Source organism: Mycobacterium montefiorense (assembly GCF_003112775.1).
GTDB lineage: Bacteria > Actinomycetota > Actinomycetes > Mycobacteriales > Mycobacteriaceae > Mycobacterium > Mycobacterium montefiorense.
Genome location: NZ_BFCH01000019.1, coordinates 1 through 18,928 on the forward strand (window position 1 = coordinate 1; position 18,928 = coordinate 18,928).

Here is an 18,928-nt window from a genome sequence, read left to right on the forward strand (position 1 = left end):
GGCGGTGGCGGTGGCGGTGGCGGTGGCTTGCTGGGTGACTGCGAATGTCTGACGGCAACACCGCTGCGCAGTGGGTGCCCACCGGGTCAGTCACCGTTCGCGTGCCCGGAAAGGTCAACCTGTACCTCGCCGTCGGCGATCGTCGCGACGACGGCTATCACGAGCTGACGACGGTGTTTCAGGCCGTCTCGCTGCTCGACGAGCTGACGGTGCGCAATGCCGACGTTTTGTCGCTCGAAGTCGTCGGCGAGGGGTCCGACAAGCTGCCTACCGACGAACGCAACCTGGCCTGGCAGGCCGCCGAGCTGATGGCCGAGCACGTGGGCCGGGCGCCCGACGTCTCGATCATGATCGACAAATCCATCCCGGTGGCCGGCGGTATGGCGGGTGGCAGCGCGGACGCGGCGGCGGTGCTGGTCGCGATCAACGCGCTGTGGGAGCTCAACGTGCCACGCCGCGATCTGCGCATGCTCGCGGCGCGACTGGGCAGTGACGTGCCCTTCGCGCTGCACGGTGGCACCGCGCTGGGCACCGGGCGCGGCGAGGAGCTGGCCACGGTGCTGTCCCGTAACACCTTCCACTGGGTGCTGGCCTTCGCCGACGGCGAATTGCTGACCCCGGCGGTGTTCAGCGAGCTCGACCGGCTCAGGGAAGCCGGGGACCCCGACCGGCTGGACGAGGCCGGGCCGGTGCTGGCCGCGCTGGCCGCGGGCGACCCGGAAGCGCTGGCGCCACTTTTGGGTAACGAATTGGAAGCCGCGGCGGTCAGCCTGGATCCGACGCTGCGACGTGCGCTGCGGGCCGGCGAGGAAGCGGGCGCGTTGGCCGGCATCGTGTCCGGATCGGGCCCGACTTGTGCGTTTTTGTGCACGTCAGCGCCCTCGGCGATCGATGTCGGCACTGCTCTGTCAGGGGCCGGTGTCTGCCGTACGGTGCGGGTCGCGAGCGGTCCGGTGCCGGGTGCCCGGGTTGTGCCGACCCCGATGACCGACGCCTGAACACACTGTGAAATCCGACTCAAATCGCTGAAATGGTGGGTTGTTACTTAAGAGGAGTTTAAGATAACTCGCGGTGACGACTATCGATCAGCATTCGGCTTGGCCGCCCGCCGGGGGATACGGTGGACGGCCAATTGCTCTCCGCCTGCAGGGCAGGGTTGCGGCTGATCGGGCAACCGGACACGGGGTTGCTGGCTCATCACTATTCCGAGACGTAACTGCTTCCCAACTGTGCTCGCGTGGCTGCTACAAAGTGTTGCCCGGCGAGCGGAACATGAAAACCCGGGTCTTGGGGATAGCACCGGAACCAAGGAGGTTTGCGTGAGCAGGTTTACCGAGAAGATGATCCACAATGCCCGGATTTCGAAGAAGGGCATGGTCACCGGTGATCCTCACGCACCTGTCCGCCACACCTGGGGTGAGGTCCACGAGCGCGCTCGCTGCATCGCCGGCGGCCTGGCCGCCGCGGGCATCGGCCTCGGCGACGCTGTGGGCGTGCTCGCCGGCTTCCCGGTAGAGATCGCCCCCACCGCCCAAGGTCTATGGATGCGCGGAGCCAGCCTCACGATGCTGCACCAGCCCACCCCACGCACGGACCTGGCTGTGTGGGCCGAGGACACCATGAACGTCATCGGCATGATCGAAGCCAAGGTCGTCATCGTCTCCGAGCCCTTCCTGGTCGCGATCCCGGTGCTGGAGGAAAAGGGCATCAAGGTCCTCACCGTTACCGACCTGCTCGCGTCGGAGCCGATCGACGCCGTCGAGGTGGGCGAGGATGATCTGGCGCTGATGCAGCTGACGTCCGGCTCGACCGGCTCGCCGAAGGCCGTCCAGATCACCCATCGCAACATCTACTCCAACGCCGAGGCGATGTTCATCGGCGCCGAGTACGACATCGAAAAAGACGTGATGGTCAGCTGGCTGCCCTGCTTCCACGACATGGGCATGGTCGGCTTCCTCACCATTCCGATGTACTTCGGCGCGGAGCTCGTCAAGGTCACGCCGATGGACTTCCTGCGCGACGCGCTGCTGTGGGCCAAGCTGATCCACAAGTACAAGGGCACCATGACCGCGGCGCCCAACTTCGCCTACGCGCTGCTGGCCAAGCGACTGCGCCGCAACGCCAAGCCCGGCGACTTCGATCTGTCGACTCTGCGCTTTGCGCTGTCCGGCGCGGAGCCCGTCGAGCCCGCCGACGTCGAGGACCTACTGGACGCCGGTAAGCCGTTCGGTCTGCGGTCCTCGGCGATCCTGCCGGCCTACGGCATGGCCGAGACGACGCTGGCCGTGTCGTTCTCCAAGTGCAACTCGGGTCTGGTCGTCGACGAGGTGGACACCGACCTGCTGGCCGCCCTGCGCCGGGCCGTACCCGCCACCAAGGGCAACACCCGCCGGCTGGCCACGCTGGGCCCGCTGCTCAAGGACCTCGAGGCCCGCATCATCGACGAGCAGGGCAACGTGATGGCCCCGCGCGGAGTCGGCGTCATCGAGCTGCGCGGCGAATCGCTGACACCCGGCTACCTGACCATGGGCGGCTTCATCTCGGCCCAGGACGAGCACGGCTGGTACGACACCGGTGACCTCGGCTACATCAACGAAGACGGCCACATCGTGGTCTGCGGCCGCGTCAAGGACGTCATCATCATGGCCGGCCGCAACATCTACCCGACCGACATCGAGCGGGCCGCCGGCCGCGTCGACGGTGTCCGGCCGGGCTGCGCCGTGGCGGTCCGCCTGGACGCCGGCCACTCCCGCGAGACGTTCGCCGTCGCGGTCGAGTCCAACGCCTTCCAGGACCCGGTCGAGGTGCGCCGGATGGAACACGAGGTCGCCCGCGAGGTCCTCAAAGAGGTCGACATGCGGCCCCGCAACGTCGTGGTCCTCGGTCCCGGGACCATCCCGAAGACGCCGTCGGGCAAGCTGCGTCGGTCCAACTCCGTCACCCTGGTCACCGGGTAGCGGTCTTTTCCACCGGCGGTCTTTTCCACCGAGTGTGCGCTGACGGCGGCGACACGCCGCGCGGCGCAGCCCTGGACGCACACTCGGTGCTCTGGATGCACGCTCGGCGCGAATTACCAGGCGTGGACGCGGTTTTGCGCGGGCTCTAGCCCCAATTCGATCAGTGTCTCGGTGGCGTCGGCGGCCTGCTCGCAGATGGTAGGAATCTCGGGCCGTTCGGTGGCGGTGAAATTCTCCAGCACGAATGCCGCGGGGTCTTTGCGTCCGGGCGGACGCCCGATCCCGATGCGCACCCGCTGAAAGTCTTTGGTGCTCAACGCCGAAGCGACCGAACGGAGCCCATTATGGCCGCCCTCGCCGCCGCCGATCTTGAGCCGGATGCGACCGAAGTCGAGGTCAAGGTCGTCGTGGATGACGATGATGTCGGCGGGCGCCACTGAGTAGAACTTGGCCAGCGGGCCGACCTGTCGGCCGGACTCGTTCATATAGCAACGCGGCTTGGCCACCAGCACCGAGTGCCCGGCTAGCCTGCCGCTGACCACTTCGGCGCCGGAGCGCTTGTGCACCTTGAACTTTGAGCCCAGTCGTGTAGCGAGCAGGTCGGCAACCATGAACCCGACGTTGTGCCGGGTGCGGGCGTAGTTGTCTCCGGGATTGCCCAGGCCGACCACCAGGAGCGGTTCGGCCATGTTGCCGGCCGCCTACTCGGACTCTTCTTCGGAGGCCTCGGCTTCGTCGCCCGGCTCCTCCGCGGCTTCGACACCTTCGGCCTCGCCCGCGCCCTCTTCCTCGAGGTCCTCGGCGGTCGGTGCGGTCACCACGTTTACCACCAGCATTTCCGGGTCGGAAATCAGGTTGACGCCCGATGGCAGCGCGATCTGTCCGGCGGTGAACTGGGTGCCCGGTTCGGCCTCCTCGACGGACACCGTCAGCTGCTCGGGGATCGACAGGGCGTCGGCCTCGATTTCGATGGTGTTGGTGTCCTGGGTGACCAGGGTGCCGGACGCGGCCTCGCCCTCGACGATGACCCTGACCTCGACGACGACCTTCTCGCCGCGGCGCACGACCAACAGGTCCGCGTGCTGGATGTTGCGGCGGATCGGGTGGATGTCGAGCGCCTTGGTCAGCGCCAGCTGTTCCTTGCCGGCGATGTCCAGGGTCAGTACCGCGTTGGTGCCCGAGTGGCGCAGCACCGCCGCGAACTCATGCCCGGGCAATTCCAGGTGCTGCGGGTCGCTGCCGTGGCCATAGAGGACGGCGGGAATCCGGCCGTCGCGGCGGGCCCGCCGGGACGCGCCCTTACCGGTCTCGGTTCGCACCGTGACGCTGAGTTGGTTGACTGCGGATTTCTTAGCCATCGTGTCGCTCCTGTGTGCTGACGTACCTGAGTGTCAAGGCACGGCTAGGGTCGCGACATATGTCGGTCTCCGTCGATAACGGTGCTGGCTAGACGCCTGCCACCCTCGCCGTGACGCCCGGCCAGGGTAGCGCATCAGCGCCTCAGAGCGGAAATTCGACGCCGGTGAGCTGCTCGGACAGCTCCCACAGCGCGGCGGCGGTGGTCGGGTCCTGTGCCCGTCGGCTGCGGCTGACGAGCTGGGTTCGGCCGAGGTAGCCGAACTTGGGGCCGATGTACGTATCGCCGGGCAGGTCCTGCGACGCGGCGTACAGCGTTTGCTGCGCGCCGAAATCGGCGCTGACGGCGAACACCCGGGTAGCGGTCAGCATAACCGCGTCGCCCACCTTGCGGCCGGTGGCGCCGTGCAAGTTGGTGGTCGCGTAGCCGGGATGGGCCGCCACCGAGCGCAGCGGCGAACCGGCCAGCCGTAGGCGCCTCTGCAGCTCGCTGGTGAACAGCAGGTTGGCCAGCTTCGACTGGCTGTACGCCGACCACGGCGAGTAGCGCCGGGTTTTCCAGTTGATGTCGTCGAAGTCGATGCGGCCCAGCCAGTGCCCCATCGACGTCAGCGTCACCACCCGGTCGGTGAGCTTGGGAAGCAACAGATTGGTCAGCGCGAAATGACCGAAGTGGTTGGTGCCGATCTGGCTCTCGAAGCCGTCGGCGGTGAGCTCGAACGGGTGGGCCATGATGCCCGCGTTGTTGATCAGCAGATCGGCTGCTGCGATCCCGTCGGCGAATTGGTGCACCGACGCCAGGTCCTGCAGATCCAGTTGGCGCACCTCGACGTCGCCGGGCATCTGCGCGGCCGCGGCCTCACCCTTGCTCGGGGTGCGTACGGCCAGGATGACGTGGGCGCCGGTTCGGGCCAGCTCGCGGGCCGTGATGGCGCCCAGCCCACTGTTGGCGCCGGTGACGATCACGGTGCGCCCGGCGAATGATGGCAGATCGACGGCGGTCCAATCGGTCATGCCCTCATTGTCTCCTAGTGCCCGGGATCGAATTCCAACGGCACGCGTGATGTCGACTCGATCCGGATCGGTGTACGCGTCCGGCGATCGACGTCTTCGGCGGCCTCCCGGACGATATCGAAAATTACTGGCTAGCGACGCATTAACTCCTCAGCCGCATAAGGCAACAGCTCGGGATCCCGGCCTAGCGGAGCCACTCGTCCGGATGGTTGCAGAGTGCCCGCGCCGCAAGGGCTTCGTCTCCGCATGAGGCGAGGGATTCGCGTTGCCCATCAAAGGGGCGATCACGTATGCGCAGCGCGGTCGTGGCGCCCCGATATCGGACCGCTTACGAAGGCCGCCAGACGACTTCGAGGTTGTCCTCCGGCACGTGGACCAGCGCCTGAGTCACCCCGTCAGAATCCGCGAACTCCACGAGGTAAGCGGGTGGTACATCCGGCGTCTGGACGTCGTTAACAACGGTTCCTTGCGCTCCGGCCGCAAGGCTATGCTCGGGCAGCGACTGGCGCAGTCGGACGATATCGGAGTCTTCGGGTTTCACGCTTCAACCGTCCTCATTTTTTCTTGTTGTCGACATATGCCGTTGTCAGCCGCACGAAGTCTTCGTCGAGTTTGCGAATAAAAGCACATAGAACGTTTTTCATCGCACCGTTCGGGCCCGTGACGAGTATACGCTGTTCGTACCTGGTGCCGTACTGATCGATTCCTTTCTGCACCGCTTTGCCTGAATCGAACACAATCTGGTGTTGCAGATCTTCGTAATTAGTGAGGTCAAAACCCAGTGCCGATTTGAAGACCCTCGCTTTGTCCTTGCCCTTTGGGTGCTCGCTGTTCAGACAGTATTTCGTCAATTTGTTTTTCAACGACTCCGGCTCGACGCGGTCCGCCTCAGCGCTTGCAACGATTTGGCCGGCACGCCCGGACGATTCAGCCGCGCCATCTATCGAACGCCCAGGTTGAGGCGACACGGTTTCTTCTGAGCCTATACTTTTGAAATACGATGCGCCGGTTTCTTCTTGTTGTTCGACCATCGAGATACCCTGCTGCAGTGTTCCCGTGATGCTGCCCAATGTGGAGTTGTTTGTCTGACAGACTTGCTTAATCTCGTCCGCCGCGTTTTGGAATGCATCTGCCATTGGGCCCTGGGCATTATTTCGGAGGCTGTTAGCGGCGGCTCCCAGCTCCTGATTATTAGCTGCCGTCTTATCGACTAATTCGGCGAATGTATTCGTTTGTGCAGCCTGATTATTAAGATCCTGCTGAAACGGGGTAGTCATGGACGCTAATCTTCCACTGATTGACGTCAGGTGACCGGTTGCGCGCAATTGTGCCGAGGAGAGCCCGCGCCAAGGTTTGTAGCTCACTAGCAACCGGTCGTAGCACTCAGAAGCAATGTTTACCATAGAAACTATATACATAGGCAAGCAAAGATGGAAGTAGTTTGCGCATCCTCTTCCGGCCCTCGTGAATCGACTACCTGCAGTGTGGGTCTGCTGCACGAATTAGGTGACAACCGAGATGGCTTGGCCAGGGAGGCGGGCCGGACGGATGTCACTATGGCACACGGCCGTATTCGAGAGAGTTCCGTGACGATGTTGTTCGGGTTGCCCGCAGTCGCGATTCATCTTTCACCCTGACAGGGCAGTGAATTTCGAAGCCGCCGATTCGTCCATGCATTGGGCCGCGACCACATGGCCGGCTCGATGGGCAGCGTCGGAACCGCCGGCGACACCGCACTATTTCGTAGTGACGACGAACCCGTGGATGATCGCGTCGATGTCTGTCGACTGCGCGGCCGCCTGGTCGGCCAGACCGGTGATGGTGAGCTGAACGAAGTAGCGCTGCTTGGCCGGGGGCGACCCGGTCGGCAGCACGATCCGGTTCCAGCTGTGCAGCCGGGTGCCGTCATCACTGTTGTAGCTGCCCTGGATCATCGACGACGGGAACCCGTTGAAGGGTGTCATCGAGGAGTCCAATTGCTTGAAGTTCTGGAACAATTGAGCATCGTCATTGCCGTGCTTGATCACCTGCGCCGGGTCGAAGTCCCCGATCAGCTTGAACACCACCAGCCGCGCCGTCGGATACTTGCCGCCCTTAGCCAGGATCAGCGTTTGAGACGCGATGTGTGGATTGGTAAACGGCGCCCAGCGCGAAGGTGTCGGAATCGACACCTTCAGGTCGGTCAGAGAACTCGGCGCCACCTGCTGCCCGGTCACGCCGATGCTGTCCAGGTACAGCGATAGGGGGACCGGCTTGTCCGTGGTGGTGGTGGTCGTCGCGGTCGCTGAACTCGTCGTCCAAACCGAGGAGTAGTCAGGCGCTTTCGGTCCACACGCCGCCGCGACCACCGTCAGCGCGGCGATCGTGACAGCGGCCGCGAGCCGTCTCACAGAATCTCGCGGACCGCGTCGATCGGACGGGCCAGCCGGGTGCCGTTGGCCGTCACGACGAACGGGCGCTCGATCAGAATCGGATGTTCGGCCATCGCGTCGAGCAGCTGATCGTCGGTTGCGTCGGCGAGGTTGAGTTCGGCATACAACGCTTCACGCTTGCGCACCGCGGTCCGCACGTCGATGCCCGCATCGCGGATCATCTTGACGAGCTCGTCCCGGGACGGCGGCGTCTTCAGGTACTGGACAATGGTGGGTTCTAAACCGTCGTCCCGCAACAAATCCAGTGTCTTGCGTGAGGTACTGCACTTAGGGTTGTGGTAGATGACGGTGCCATCGGAACCAGAAGCCATCTAGGCGTCTCCGTCGAATAGTCCTGTGACAGAGCCATTTTCGAATACGGCGCGAATGGTGCTGGCCAGCAGCGGCGCGATCGACAACACCGTGAGCGCCGCGAAGCGCTTGTCGTCGCCGATCGGCAGCGTGTTCGTGACGATGACCTCGCGGGCACCACATGCGGCCAGCCGCTGCGCGGCGGGCTCGGACAGCACACCGTGGGTCGCCGCGACGATCACGTCACTGGCGCCGTCTTCGCGCAGAAGATTGACGGCGCCGGCGATGGTGCCACCGGTGTCGATCATGTCGTCGATCAGCACACAGGTGCGGCCGTCGACTTCACCGACCACGCGGTTGGAAACCACCTGATTGGGCACCCGCGGGTCACGGGTCTTGTGAATGAAGGCCAGCGGGACGCCGCCCAGCGAGTCGGCCCACTTCTCGGCGATGCGCACCCGGCCCGAGTCGGGGGAGACGACGACCATGTTGCCGTCGGGGTAGTTCTCCTTGATGTAGGTGGTCAGCAGGGTCTGGCCGCGCATGTGGTCGACGGGCCCGTCGAAGAAGCCCTGAATCTGGTCGGTGTGCAGGTCGACGGTCACGATCCGGTCGGCGCCCGCGGTCTTGAGCAGGTCGGCGACCAGCCGCGCCGAGATCGGCTCGCGGCCGCGATGCTTCTTGTCCTGCCGTGCGTAGGGATAGAACGGCATGACGGCGGTGATCCGCTTGGCGCTGCCTCGTTTGAGGGCGTCGATCATGATCAGTGCTTCCATCAGCCAGTTGTTCACTGGATCTGGACAGGACTGCAGGACGAACGCGTCGCACCCGCGCACTGACTCGTCGAAGCGGACGAAGATCTCGCCATTGGCGAACTCGCGCGCGGTCTGCGCGGTGACGTGAACGTCGAGTTCCTTGGCGACCTGCTCCGCCAGCTCGGGGTGTGCCCGGCCGGAGAACAGCATCAAATTTTTGCGGTTATCGGTCCAGTCGTGGCTCACCGTGCTGCCCTCGCCGTTCGGATCGAAATGGAAGTGCCCATCGTACGTAGCGAATCGTACGGAAGGTTCGCCGGGTTGCCAGCCATCAAATTCATGGTGTCTATTCGGCTTCGGCCGGCGCAGTCGCCGGCGGCGCTTGCTGGGCGGCCTTGTCCGCGGCTTCCGCGGCGGCGCTGCCTGGACGTTTCCGTTGCACCCAGTTCTCGATATTGCGCTGCGGGCCAGCCGAAACCGCCAGTGCGCCCGGCGGCACATCGTCGCGCAACACCGTGCCCGCGCCGGTGTAGGCGCCGTCGCCGACGGTTACCGGCGCCACGAACATGGTGTCCGAACCGGTGCGGACGTGTGAGCCGATGGTGGTGCGCCGCTTGGTCGTGCCGTCGTAATTGACGAACACGCTGGACGCGCCGATATTGCTGTGCTCGCCGATGTCGGCGTCGCCGACGTAGGTCAGGTGCGGCACCTTGGTGGCGGTCCCGATATTGGAGTTCTTGACCTCTACGAACGCGCCAAGCTTGCCGTCGGCTCCCAGCACGGTGCCGGGCCGCAGGTAGGTATACGGGCCGACCGTGGCATCGCGACCGATCGCCGCCGACTCGCCATGCGTCCGGATCACCGCGGCTCCATCGGCGACGGTCACGTCGGTCAGCGTGGTGTCCGGGCCGACCACACAGCCGCCGCCGATCTGGGTTCGGCCGAGCAGCTGGGTTCCGGGGTGCACCACGGTGTCGCGGCCGATCGCCACGTCGACGTCGATCCAGGTGGTGGCCGGATCGATCACCGTGACGCCCGCCATTTGGTGTGCGGCGACGATGCGGCGGTTGAGCTCGGCTCCCAGCTGGGCCAGCTGGACGCGGTTGTTCACCCCGGCCACCACTGCGCTGTCGTCCACGTGCCGGGCACGCACGGGCTGGCCGTCGCCGCGCAGGATGGCGATGACGTCGGTCAGGTAGAGCTCTTGCTGGGCGTTGTTGGAACTCAGCCGGCCCAGCGCCGAGCGCAAAGCCGCGGCGTCGAAGGCGTAGACGCCGGCGTTGACCTCGCCGATCTTGCGCTGCGAGGCAGTCGCGTCGGCTTCCTCCACGATCGCCATCACTTCGTCGTCCTGAGTGCGCAGGATGCGGCCGTAACCGAAGGGATCGCGCAGCGTGGTGGTCAGCACCGTCGCGGCGGCCGAGACCGCGTTGTGGTTCGCGATCAGATCGGCCAGGGTGTCGGAGTCCAGCAGCGGGGTGTCGCCGGAGGTGATCACGACGACACCGGCGTAGTCCGCCGGCAGCGCGGACAGGCCGCAGAGTGCGGCGTGGCCGGTGCCGCGGGGACTGTCCTGCAGCGCGACGTCGATGGGACGCCCGAGCACATCGGCGAGTTCGGCGACGATCGGCGCGATGCGCTGGTGCTCATGCCCCAGGACCACGACCAGTCGTTGTGGCGCCACCTTGGTGATCGCGTGCAGTGAATGCGACAGCATGCTGCGGCCGGCGATGGTGTGCAGCACCTTCGGAGTGTCGGAGCGCATCCGGGTGCCGGGCCCGGCCGCTAAAACCAGGACCGCAGTGTCACCGCGAAACGACATCGACTCTCCTCGGGCTTTGTCTCACGCGAGGCGGGAAGCCGAAGCCCCGCCACGCCGTCAAGACTGTTATTTCACCCCTGATGCGACCTCTAAGACAAGCAGCCGAAGCTCCGTCGCCAGGACTCGAACCTGAACTATCTGAACCAAAATCAGAGGTGCTGCCGATTACACCACGACGGACTGTAGATCACGGCCGGCGGCGGTGAACCACCGATTGCGCCACCAAGACTTTAGACGGTGCCGGGCCATTTGCGGTCCCCAGGGAAACTCCGGCAATTTCACCTGGGCAAACCGATACGCTGGTTGCCGTGGCAGCCCCGGATAAAGAAGTGCGCGCCCCGCGCGCGCGGATGACCGGTACTGAGCGCCGACACCAACTCATCGGCATCGCGCGCTCGCTTTTCGCCGAACGCGGTTATGAAGGCACCTCGATCGAGGAGATCGCGCAGCGCGCCAACGTCTCCAAACCGGTCGTCTACGAGCATTTCGGCGGCAAGGAGGGCCTGTATGCGGTGGTCGTCGACCGGGAGATGTCGGCGCTGCTGGACATGATCACCTCGTCGCTGACCAACAACCGGTCCCGGGTGCGGGTCGAGCGGGTGGCGCTGGCATTGCTCACCTATGTCGAAGAACGCACCGACGGCTTCCGGATCATGATCCGCGACTCGCCCGCGTCGATCAGCGCCGGCACCTATTCCAGCCTGCTCAACGACGCTGTCAGTCAGGTCAGTTCCATCCTGGCCGGCGACTTCGCCCGCCGCGGCCTGGATCCGGATCTGGCGCCACTGTACGCCCAGGCGTTGGTCGGCTCGGTGTCGATGACCGCGCAATGGTGGCTCGACACCCGCGAACCCAAGAAGGAAGTCGTCGCCGCGCACCTGGTCAATCTGATGTGGAACGGCTTGACGCATCTGGAATCCGATCCCCGCCTGCAAGACGAGTAAGTTGCGCCGGGCGACCCCACCCGTACCCTCGGCGAAGCATTGGCCCCGGCTCGCGGGGCCACATTCAACCGCAGTCGCGTGACATCAGGTCGGCGACCGTCTCCCGGCGAATCAGCTGATGCGCCCGACCGTCCCGTACGGCCACCAGCAGCGGCCGGCAGACCATGTTGTAGTTCGACGCCATGCTGTGGTGGTAGGAGCCGGTGCAGGCCACGGCCAGCAGGTCGCCGGGGTGCAGGTCTACCGGTAGCTCGATATCGCGGGCGATCTCGTCGCCCGCCTCGCAGTGCCGCCCGGCGACCGTGACCCGCTGCTTAGGCCCCATCGAATGGCGATTGGCCAGCGTGACCGTGTACTGGGCGCCGTACAACGACACCCGCGGGTTGTCGCTCATGCCGCCGTCGACCGCGACGAAGGTGCGTCCGCCTGGCTGCGTCTTGACCGAGCACACGCGGTACAGCGTCACGCCGGCCCGGCCGCTGATGGCGCGACCGGGTTCCACCACGATGGTCGGCCGCGGGAAATGTTCGGCCGCGCAGGCCTCGTCCAGGGCGTCTTCGATCACGACGGCCAGGTCGTCGATCTCGAACTCGCGATCGCCCGAGATGTAGGGGATCGCGTGGCCGCCGCCGATGTTCAGCTCGGTGAGGATGACGCCATGCTGCGCGCGGATGTCAGCCATCGCGGCGATCATCCGGTGGATGGCCTCGCCGTACAGGGCAGGGTCGGTGACCTGCGAGCCGATGTGGCAGTGCAGCCCGATCAGGTCGAGGATCGGGTGCGCCAGCACCCGCTTCACCGCGTCGGCGGCCTGGTCGTGGGCGAGGGTGAATCCGAATTTCTGGTCGCTGATACCGGTGGTGACCGCGCGGTGCCCGTGGATGTCGATGTCCGGGGTCACCCGGATGAGCACCGGCTGGCGCTTGCGGGCGCATCCCGCCAAGTAGGCGATCTCGATGCAGGAGTCCAGCACGATGCGCCCCACTCCGGCGCGCACCGCCTCCTGCAACTCGTCGGGTGATTTCGCGTTGCCGTGCATGATGATCCGGGCCGGGTCCATGCCGCCGGCCAGGGCGACGGCGAGCTCACCGGCCGAGCAGACGTCGACGCCCAGGCCTTCTTCGCGTGCCCAGCGTGCCACCGCCGTGGTCAGTAGTGACTTTCCGGCGTAGACCACCTCGACGCCGCGCAGCGCCTTGCGGTAGCGACGGGCGCGGAAACGGAAGTCGGTTTCGTCGATGACGTAGGTGGGGGTGTGGAACTCGTCGGCGATGTCCGAAAGGGGTAGGTCGCCGATGCAAAGGCGGCCCTCCTCGTCGGAATGTGTAGTGACAGGCCAGATCGCGGGATCTAGCCGTCGGGGCGCCGCCCGACCAATGGAGGGCAGCATGTCAAGCAATGTCATGACTTCAAAGTGCGCCCAGCCCGGGGTCGATGGCGAGATCCTTACGATCCTTTGACGCACCCAGGGGCAATATTGACGATGTTCGGCGCACCTAGAATGGGTGCATCATGACCGCACCGGGGCTTGCTCGCCCAGAAACCCCGATCGCGGGGCTTGTTGAATTAGCGCTGACAGCGCCCACCTTCGCCCAGATCGCCGCGGATGCGCCGGCCGAATTGCACCTGGTCGGCCCGGCCAGCGCGCGCTTGTTCGTGGCCAGCGCGCTGGCGCGGCGGGGTCCGCTGCTCGTCGTCACCGCCACCGGGCGCGAAGCCGACGACCTGAGCGCCGAACTGCGCGGCGTATTCGGCGACGCCGTCGCGGTGTTTCCGTCCTGGGAAACGCTGCCGCATGAACGCCTTTCACCGGGCGTCGACACCGTCGGTACCCGGTTGATGGTGCTGCGCCGGCTGGCGCATCCCGACGACGGGAGGCTGGGTCCGCCGCTACAGGTGGTGGTGACCGCGGCACGCTCGCTGTTGCAGCCGATGACGCCGCAGCTGGGCCTGGTGGAACCGCTGACGTTGAGCGTCGGTCTGGAAGTCGAATTCGAGGGTGCGATCTCCCGGCTGGTCGAGTTGGCTTACACCCGCGTCGACATGGTCGGCAAGCGCGGCGAATTCGCCGTGCGCGGTGGCATTCTCGACATCTTCGCGCCCACCGCCGAGCATCCGGTGCGCATCGAGTTCTGGGGTGACGAGGTCAGCGAGATGCGGATGTTCGCGGTCGCCGATCAGCGATCCCTGCCGGAGATCGAGGTCGACACGCTCGTCGCGGTCGCGTGCCGCGAACTGCTGCTGACCGACGACGTGCGGGCGCGGGCCGCCGAGTTGGCCGCACGCCATCCCGCGGTCGAGGGCTCGATCACCGGCAGCGTCTCCGACATGCTGGCCAAGCTGGCCGAAGGCATCCCGGTCGACGGAATGGAGGCGCTGCTCCCCGTCCTTCGCCCCGACGACCACGCGCTGCTGACCGATCAGCTGGCCGCCGGCACACCGGTCTTACTGTGCGACCCGGAGAAGGTGCGCAGCCGCGCCGCCGACCTGATCAAGACCGGCCGCGAATTCCTGGAGGCGTCCTGGTCAGTCGCGGCCATGGGCACGGATGCGCCCGTCGACGTCGAACAGCTGGGTGGGTCGGGCTTCGCCGAACTGGACGACGTGCGGGCCGCTGCTTCCCGAGCCGGTCATCCGTGGTGGACGCTGAGTCAGCTGTCCGACGAGTCGGCCATCGAACTGGACATCCGGGCGGCGCCGTCGGCGCGCGGGCATCAACACGACATCGAGAGCGTCTTCGCGATGCTGCGAGCGCACGTCTCGACTGGCGGCTACGCCGTGATCGTCGCCCCAGGCACCGGTACCGCCCACCGCGTGGTGGAGCGGCTGGCAGAGTCCGATACCCCCGCCGCGATGCTGGATTGCGGCGGGGTTCCGAAGGCGGGCGTGGTCGGGGTGCTCAAGGGCCCGCTGCACGACGGCGTCGTGATACCCGGCGCCAATCTGGTGGTGATCACCGAGACCGACCTGACCGGAAACCGCGCGACGTCGCCCGAAGGTAAGCGGCTGGCCGCCAAGCGGCGCAACACGGTCGACCCGCTGGCGCTGACGGCCGGCGACCTGGTGGTGCACGACCAGCACGGCATCGGGCGGTTCGTGGAGATGACCGAACGGACCGTGGGCGGCGCACGGCGCGAGTACCTGGTCCTCGAGTATTCGTCGAGCAAGAGGGGCGGGGGTTCCGACAAGCTGTTCGTCCCGATGGACTCGCTGGACCAGCTCTCGCGGTACGTCGGTGGGCAGGCGCCGGCGCTGAGCAAGCTCGGCGGCAGCGACTGGGCCAACACCAAGACGAAGGCCCGCCGCGCGGTGCGCGATATCGCCGGTGAGCTGGTGGCGTTGTACGCCAAGCGGCAGGCCAGCGCCGGACACGCGTTCGCGCCGGACACGCCCTGGCAGGCCGAGATGGAAGACGCGTTCGGTTTCACCGAGACCGTCGACCAGCTGACCGCGATCACCGAGGTCAAGTCGGATATGGAGAAGCCTGTCCCGATGGATCGGGTGATCTGCGGCGACGTCGGCTATGGCAAGACCGAGATCGCGGTGCGCGCGGCGTTCAAGGCGGTGCAGGACGGCAAACAGGTCGCGGTGCTGGTGCCCACCACGCTGCTGGCCGACCAGCATTTGCAGACCTTTACCGACCGGATGACCGGCTTCCCGGTGACCGTCAAGGGGCTGTCCCGGTTCACCGATTCCACCGAATCCCGCACCGTGGTCGACGGCCTGGCCGACGGGTCGGTGGACGTCGTGATCGGCACCCACCGGCTGCTGCAGACCGGGGTGCGCTGGAAGGACCTGGGCCTGGTCGTGGTCGACGAGGAGCAGCGATTCGGCGTCGAGCACAAGGAACACATCAAGTCGCTGCGCACCCACGTCGACGTGCTGACCATGAGCGCTACCCCGATCCCGCGCACGCTGGAGATGAGCCTGGCCGGGATCCGCGAGATGTCGACGATCCTGACGCCGCCCGAAGAGCGCTACCCGGTGCTGACCTACGTCGGGCCGCACGACGACAAGCAGGTCGGCGCCGCGTTGCGCCGCGAGCTGCTGCGCGACGGGCAGGCCTTCTACGTGCACAACCGGGTGAGCTCCATCGACTCGGCTGCCGCCCGGGTGCGGGGTCTGGTGCCCGAGGCCCGCGTCGTCGTCGCGCACGGGCAGATGAACGAGGACCTGCTGGAGCGCACCGTGCAGGGCTTCTGGAACCGCGAATACGACATCTTGGTGTGCACCACGATCGTGGAAACCGGCCTGGACATCTCCAACGCGAACACGCTGATCGTCGAGCGCTCCGACACCTTCGGGCTGTCCCAGTTGCACCAGCTGCGGGGCCGGGTCGGCCGCAGTCGAGAACGCGGCTATGCCTACTTCCTCTATCCGCCGCAGGTGCCGCTGACCGAGACGGCCTACGACCGGTTAGCGACCATCGCGCAGAACAACGAGCTGGGCGCGGGGATGGCGGTCGCGCTGAAGGACCTCGAGATTCGCGGCGCGGGCAACGTGCTGGGCGTCGAACAGTCCGGGCACGTCGCCGGGGTCGGCTTCGACCTATATGTGCGGTTGGTGGGCGAGGCCGTGGAGGCCTACCGGGCGGCCGCCGACGGCCAAACCGTCACCACCCCCGAAGAGCCCAAGGATGTGCGCATCGACCTTCCGGTGGACGCGCACCTGCCGCCGGATTACATCGCCAGCGATCGCCTGCGGCTGGAGGGCTATCGGCGCCTGGCGGCCGCGCCCGACGACGCGGCCGTCGACGCCGTCGTCGAGGAGCTCACCGACCGCTACGGCGCACTGCCCGAACCTGCCCTGCGGCTGGTGGCCGTGGCGCGGCTGCGGCTGCTGTGCCGGGCCTCCGGCATCACCGAAGTGTCGGCCCCATCTGGGGCGACGGTGCGGCTGTCGCCGATTGCGCTGCTAGATTCTGCCCAGGTGCGGCTCAAGCGGATGTATTCGGCCGCCAACTATCGCGCCACGACGTCCACGGTGCAGGTGCCGATCCCGCGGGCCGGCGGCGTGGGTGCACCGCGGCTCCGCGACGTCGAGTTGGTGCAGATGGTGGCGAACTTGGTGACGGCCCTGCAGGGGAAACCGCAGCAAGAAATTGGTATAACCAGTTCGTCACCGGAGCACGACGAAGATGAAGGCCGCAAATCGGCCGGCTGAGAAGTCCGGCTAGCAGCTTCAGCGATGACGAGGGAGGAGCAACAAGCGAACATGATCGTCGTCTTGTTCGACCCCCGCCGCCCGTCGCTGGTGCCCCTCGATGCGATCGAGCACCTCAGCGGTGAGATCCAGTACACCGAGGAGATGCCCGTCGCGGTGCCCTGGACGCTGTCGTCGGCGCGGCCGGTCGACACCGGGGACGACGCGCCGGTGTTGCTGTCCTCGGACCGCGATCACCCCGCCGTGATCGCCCGATTGGCCGCTGGCGCCCGGCTGATCTCGGCGCCGGACACGCCGCGCGGTGAACGACTTGTCGATGCCGTCGCGATGATGGACAAACTGCGCACCGCCGGGCCGTGGGAAAGCGAGCAGACCCACGATTCGCTGCGCAGGTTCTTGCTCGAGGAGACCTACGAGCTGTTGGACGCGGTCCGCAGCGGCAATGCCGACCAGCTGCGCGAGGAACTCGGTGACGTGTTGCTGCAGGTGCTCTTTCACGCCCGCATCGCCGAGGAAGCGCGCCAGTCCCCGTTCGACATCGACGAAGTCGCCGCCACGCTGATGCGCAAACTGGCTAACCGGGTGCCAGGAGTGCTTGCGGGCCAACCGATTTCGCTCGAAGAGCAACTGGCTCAATGGGAAGAGCGTAAAGCGGCCGAGAAACCCCGCAATTCGGTGATGGATGACGTCCATACCGGTCAGCCGGCCTTGGCGCTGGCGCAGAAGGTGGTTCAACGCGCGCATGCGGCCGGTCTGCCTGCCGACCTGGTTCCCGCCGAGATCACCTCGATCTCGGTGCTGGCCGACGTCGATGCGGAAAGCGTCCTGCGCGCAGCGGTTTTGGAGTTCGTGGACACTGTCCGCGCGGTCGAGCGGTCGATCGCCGCCACGCGCCGCGGGGACAGCGTGCCGGAAGAATTCGACGTGGCCCCGATGGGCGAGGTTAGCGAGGAGGAGTGGCGCCAGCACTGGCCCTCCGACCCGGCCGACGATGTCGAGCCCGACGAGTCCGGCCAGACGGGCGCGGTTGACGAGGCGGCCGAGGATGCCGACGAGGACACCGCCGAGCCCGACGACGAAGCATCAGCCGACGACGAGCGCGACGATGCCGGCGACGCCGATGGGGAGTCCTGCAAGGCGTCGAAGAGATCCGGCAAGGGCTCCAAGCGGAGCCGGGACCGAGGCTGACGCCGGTTTGGATCGGGCGCGCAGGTTTACCGATCAGCGACCGCCGCGGTGTTTGCCATTTTTCGTGGTGCCGACGGGTAATGTAGCTCGCGAGTTGGTGAATCCCGGTGGTCGGCATCGTTCTCACGTTGCCAGCCGCGGTAGCCGGCGGCTAATCGAAAAATTAGCTGACGGCGGGGTTGCCGGCTTGCGACGACCGGCTCCGGCGAAAGGTCATGGGACGATAATCAGTGGGTGACGTTGGTATAGGGGAAGCTAAGGAGTACGTGGTGTCGCCGAGGCGTTGGTTGCGGGCGGCCGCCGTGATCGGCGCGACTGCGATGCTGCTGGCCTCGAGCTGTACCTGGCAACTCAGCCTCTTTATCCCCGCCGGCGTTCCGCCGCCGTTCGGAGACCCGGTGCCGGCGGTGAACACTCATGCCAGCGGCCGGCCCGCGGACCAGTTGCGGGCCTGGGCACTGCCACGCTCGGCGGCATTGGAGATTCCGCTGATCGCTTTGGAGGCCTATGCCTACGCGGCCCGGGTCGCCGAGGTCGAAAACCCGAAGTGTCATATCGCCTGGACCACGCTGGCCGGCATCGGGCAGGTCGAGAGCCACCACGGCACCTACAAGGGCGCGACGCTGTCGCCGAACGGTGATGTCAGTCCACCCATCCGGGGTGTTCAGCTGGACGGTAGCGGCGGCAACCTGCGCATTGTCGACGCCCAACAGAACAGCACTGATAGCGAGCCCGCGGTAGCGCGCGCGATGGGGCCCATGCAGTTCATTCCGGAGACATGGCGGTTGTACGGCGTCGACGCCCACAACGACGGTCGCCTCAGCCCGGACAACATCGACGACTCGGCGCTTGCGGCGGCGGGTTACTTGTGTTGGCGGGGAAAGGATCTCGGGACGGCCAGGGGATGGATTACCGCGCTGCGGGCCTACAACAACTCCGGCGTCTATGCGCGCGCGGTCCGGGACTGGGCGACCGCCTACGCGGCGGGTCACCCGCTGTAGAAGGA

At 66.2% G+C, this 18,928-nt stretch carries 16 protein-coding genes and 1 tRNA gene; 6 read left to right on the forward strand and 11 right to left on the reverse strand.

The genetic code is table 11. The features are described 5' to 3' along the window. Nucleotides 1–44: 44 nt before the first annotated feature. Nucleotides 45–998 carry a 4-(cytidine 5'-diphospho)-2-C-methyl-D-erythritol kinase gene (locus DB708_RS18290; protein WP_409347615.1) on the forward strand — a complete coding sequence of 318 codons (954 nt, stop codon included), beginning with the start codon at nucleotides 45–47 and terminating at the stop codon, nucleotides 996–998. A 321-nt stretch (nucleotides 999–1,319) separates the two neighbouring features. Continuing rightward, nucleotides 1,320–2,957, forward strand: coding sequence for a fatty acyl-AMP ligase (locus tag DB708_RS18295; RefSeq protein WP_108924406.1), 1,638 nt, complete (start codon nucleotides 1,320–1,322; stop codon nucleotides 2,955–2,957). 113 nt (nucleotides 2,958–3,070) lie between these two features. Here the strand turns inward: DB708_RS18295 and pth are convergent, their stop codons facing one another. The 10 genes from pth to DB708_RS18345 all read right to left on the reverse strand — a co-directional run bounded on the left by pth (nucleotide 3,071) and on the right by DB708_RS18345 (nucleotide 10,807). After that, nucleotides 3,071–3,646: an aminoacyl-tRNA hydrolase gene (gene pth / locus DB708_RS18300; protein WP_108924407.1), complete on the reverse strand. Its 576-nt coding sequence runs from the start codon at nucleotides 3,644–3,646 to the stop codon at nucleotides 3,071–3,073. Between the two features lie 12 nt (nucleotides 3,647–3,658). Continuing rightward, nucleotides 3,659–4,315 carry a 50S ribosomal protein L25/general stress protein Ctc gene (locus DB708_RS18305; RefSeq protein ID WP_108924408.1) on the reverse strand — a complete coding sequence of 219 codons (657 nt, stop codon included), beginning with the start codon at nucleotides 4,313–4,315 and terminating at the stop codon, nucleotides 3,659–3,661. Nucleotides 4,316–4,457: 142 nt separating this feature from the next. Next, nucleotides 4,458–5,327 (reverse strand): oxidoreductase, encoded by an 870-nt coding sequence (locus tag DB708_RS18310; protein WP_108924409.1) that lies wholly within the window; start codon nucleotides 5,325–5,327, stop codon nucleotides 4,458–4,460. 328 nt (nucleotides 5,328–5,655) lie between these two features. Further along, nucleotides 5,656–5,868, reverse strand: coding sequence for a DUF4926 domain-containing protein (locus DB708_RS18315; RefSeq protein ID WP_235616847.1), 213 nt, complete (start codon nucleotides 5,866–5,868; stop codon nucleotides 5,656–5,658). A 13-nt stretch (nucleotides 5,869–5,881) separates the two neighbouring features. Further along, nucleotides 5,882–6,604 carry a DUF6883 domain-containing protein gene (locus tag DB708_RS18320; protein WP_133251026.1) on the reverse strand — a complete coding sequence of 241 codons (723 nt, stop codon included), beginning with the start codon at nucleotides 6,602–6,604 and terminating at the stop codon, nucleotides 5,882–5,884. A 459-nt stretch (nucleotides 6,605–7,063) separates the two neighbouring features. After that, nucleotides 7,064–7,717, reverse strand: coding sequence for an LpqN/LpqT family lipoprotein (locus DB708_RS18325; protein ID WP_108924411.1), 654 nt, complete (start codon nucleotides 7,715–7,717; stop codon nucleotides 7,064–7,066). Beyond that, entirely contained in the window at nucleotides 7,714–8,070 is a 357-nt protein-coding gene (gene arsC, locus DB708_RS18330) for an arsenate reductase (glutaredoxin) (RefSeq protein ID WP_108924412.1), read from the reverse strand. Before arsC ends, DB708_RS18325 begins: the two co-directional genes overlap by 4 nt. Continuing rightward, nucleotides 8,071–9,051, reverse strand: coding sequence for a ribose-phosphate diphosphokinase (locus tag DB708_RS18335; RefSeq protein ID WP_108924413.1), 981 nt, complete (start codon nucleotides 9,049–9,051; stop codon nucleotides 8,071–8,073). A 100-nt stretch (nucleotides 9,052–9,151) separates the two neighbouring features. Continuing rightward, nucleotides 9,152–10,627 carry a bifunctional UDP-N-acetylglucosamine diphosphorylase/glucosamine-1-phosphate N-acetyltransferase GlmU gene (gene glmU / locus DB708_RS18340; RefSeq protein ID WP_108924414.1) on the reverse strand — a complete coding sequence of 492 codons (1,476 nt, stop codon included), beginning with the start codon at nucleotides 10,625–10,627 and terminating at the stop codon, nucleotides 9,152–9,154. A gap of 108 nt (nucleotides 10,628–10,735) precedes the next feature. Beyond that, nucleotides 10,736–10,807 (reverse strand) — tRNA-Gln (locus DB708_RS18345). A gap of 170 nt (nucleotides 10,808–10,977) precedes the next feature. Between DB708_RS18345 and DB708_RS18350 the strand changes: the two genes are divergently transcribed. Next, nucleotides 10,978–11,571, forward strand: coding sequence for a TetR/AcrR family transcriptional regulator (locus DB708_RS18350; RefSeq protein ID WP_133251027.1), 594 nt, complete (start codon nucleotides 10,978–10,980; stop codon nucleotides 11,569–11,571). Nucleotides 11,572–11,635: 64 nt separating this feature from the next. On the opposite strand, the gene lysA is transcribed toward DB708_RS18350, so the two are convergent. Beyond that, a complete protein-coding gene (gene lysA, locus DB708_RS18355; protein WP_108924416.1) occupies nucleotides 11,636–12,976 on the reverse strand; it encodes a diaminopimelate decarboxylase in 1,341 nt (446 codons plus the stop codon). A 107-nt stretch (nucleotides 12,977–13,083) separates the two neighbouring features. Between lysA and mfd the strand changes: the two genes are divergently transcribed. The 3 genes from mfd (at nucleotide 13,084) to DB708_RS18370 (ending at nucleotide 18,923) form a co-directional block, all read left to right on the forward strand. Further along, nucleotides 13,084–16,734, forward strand: a complete 3,651-nt coding sequence (gene mfd, locus DB708_RS18360; RefSeq protein WP_108924417.1) for a transcription-repair coupling factor — start codon at nucleotides 13,084–13,086, stop codon at nucleotides 16,732–16,734. A 51-nt stretch (nucleotides 16,735–16,785) separates the two neighbouring features. After that, nucleotides 16,786–17,922, forward strand: a complete 1,137-nt coding sequence (locus tag DB708_RS18365) for a nucleoside triphosphate pyrophosphohydrolase (protein ID WP_108924577.1) — start codon at nucleotides 16,786–16,788, stop codon at nucleotides 17,920–17,922. A gap of 269 nt (nucleotides 17,923–18,191) precedes the next feature. Then, nucleotides 18,192–18,923 carry a lytic transglycosylase domain-containing protein gene (locus DB708_RS18370; RefSeq protein WP_108924578.1) on the forward strand — a complete coding sequence of 244 codons (732 nt, stop codon included), beginning with the start codon at nucleotides 18,192–18,194 and terminating at the stop codon, nucleotides 18,921–18,923. Nucleotides 18,924–18,928 lie beyond the last annotated feature (5 nt).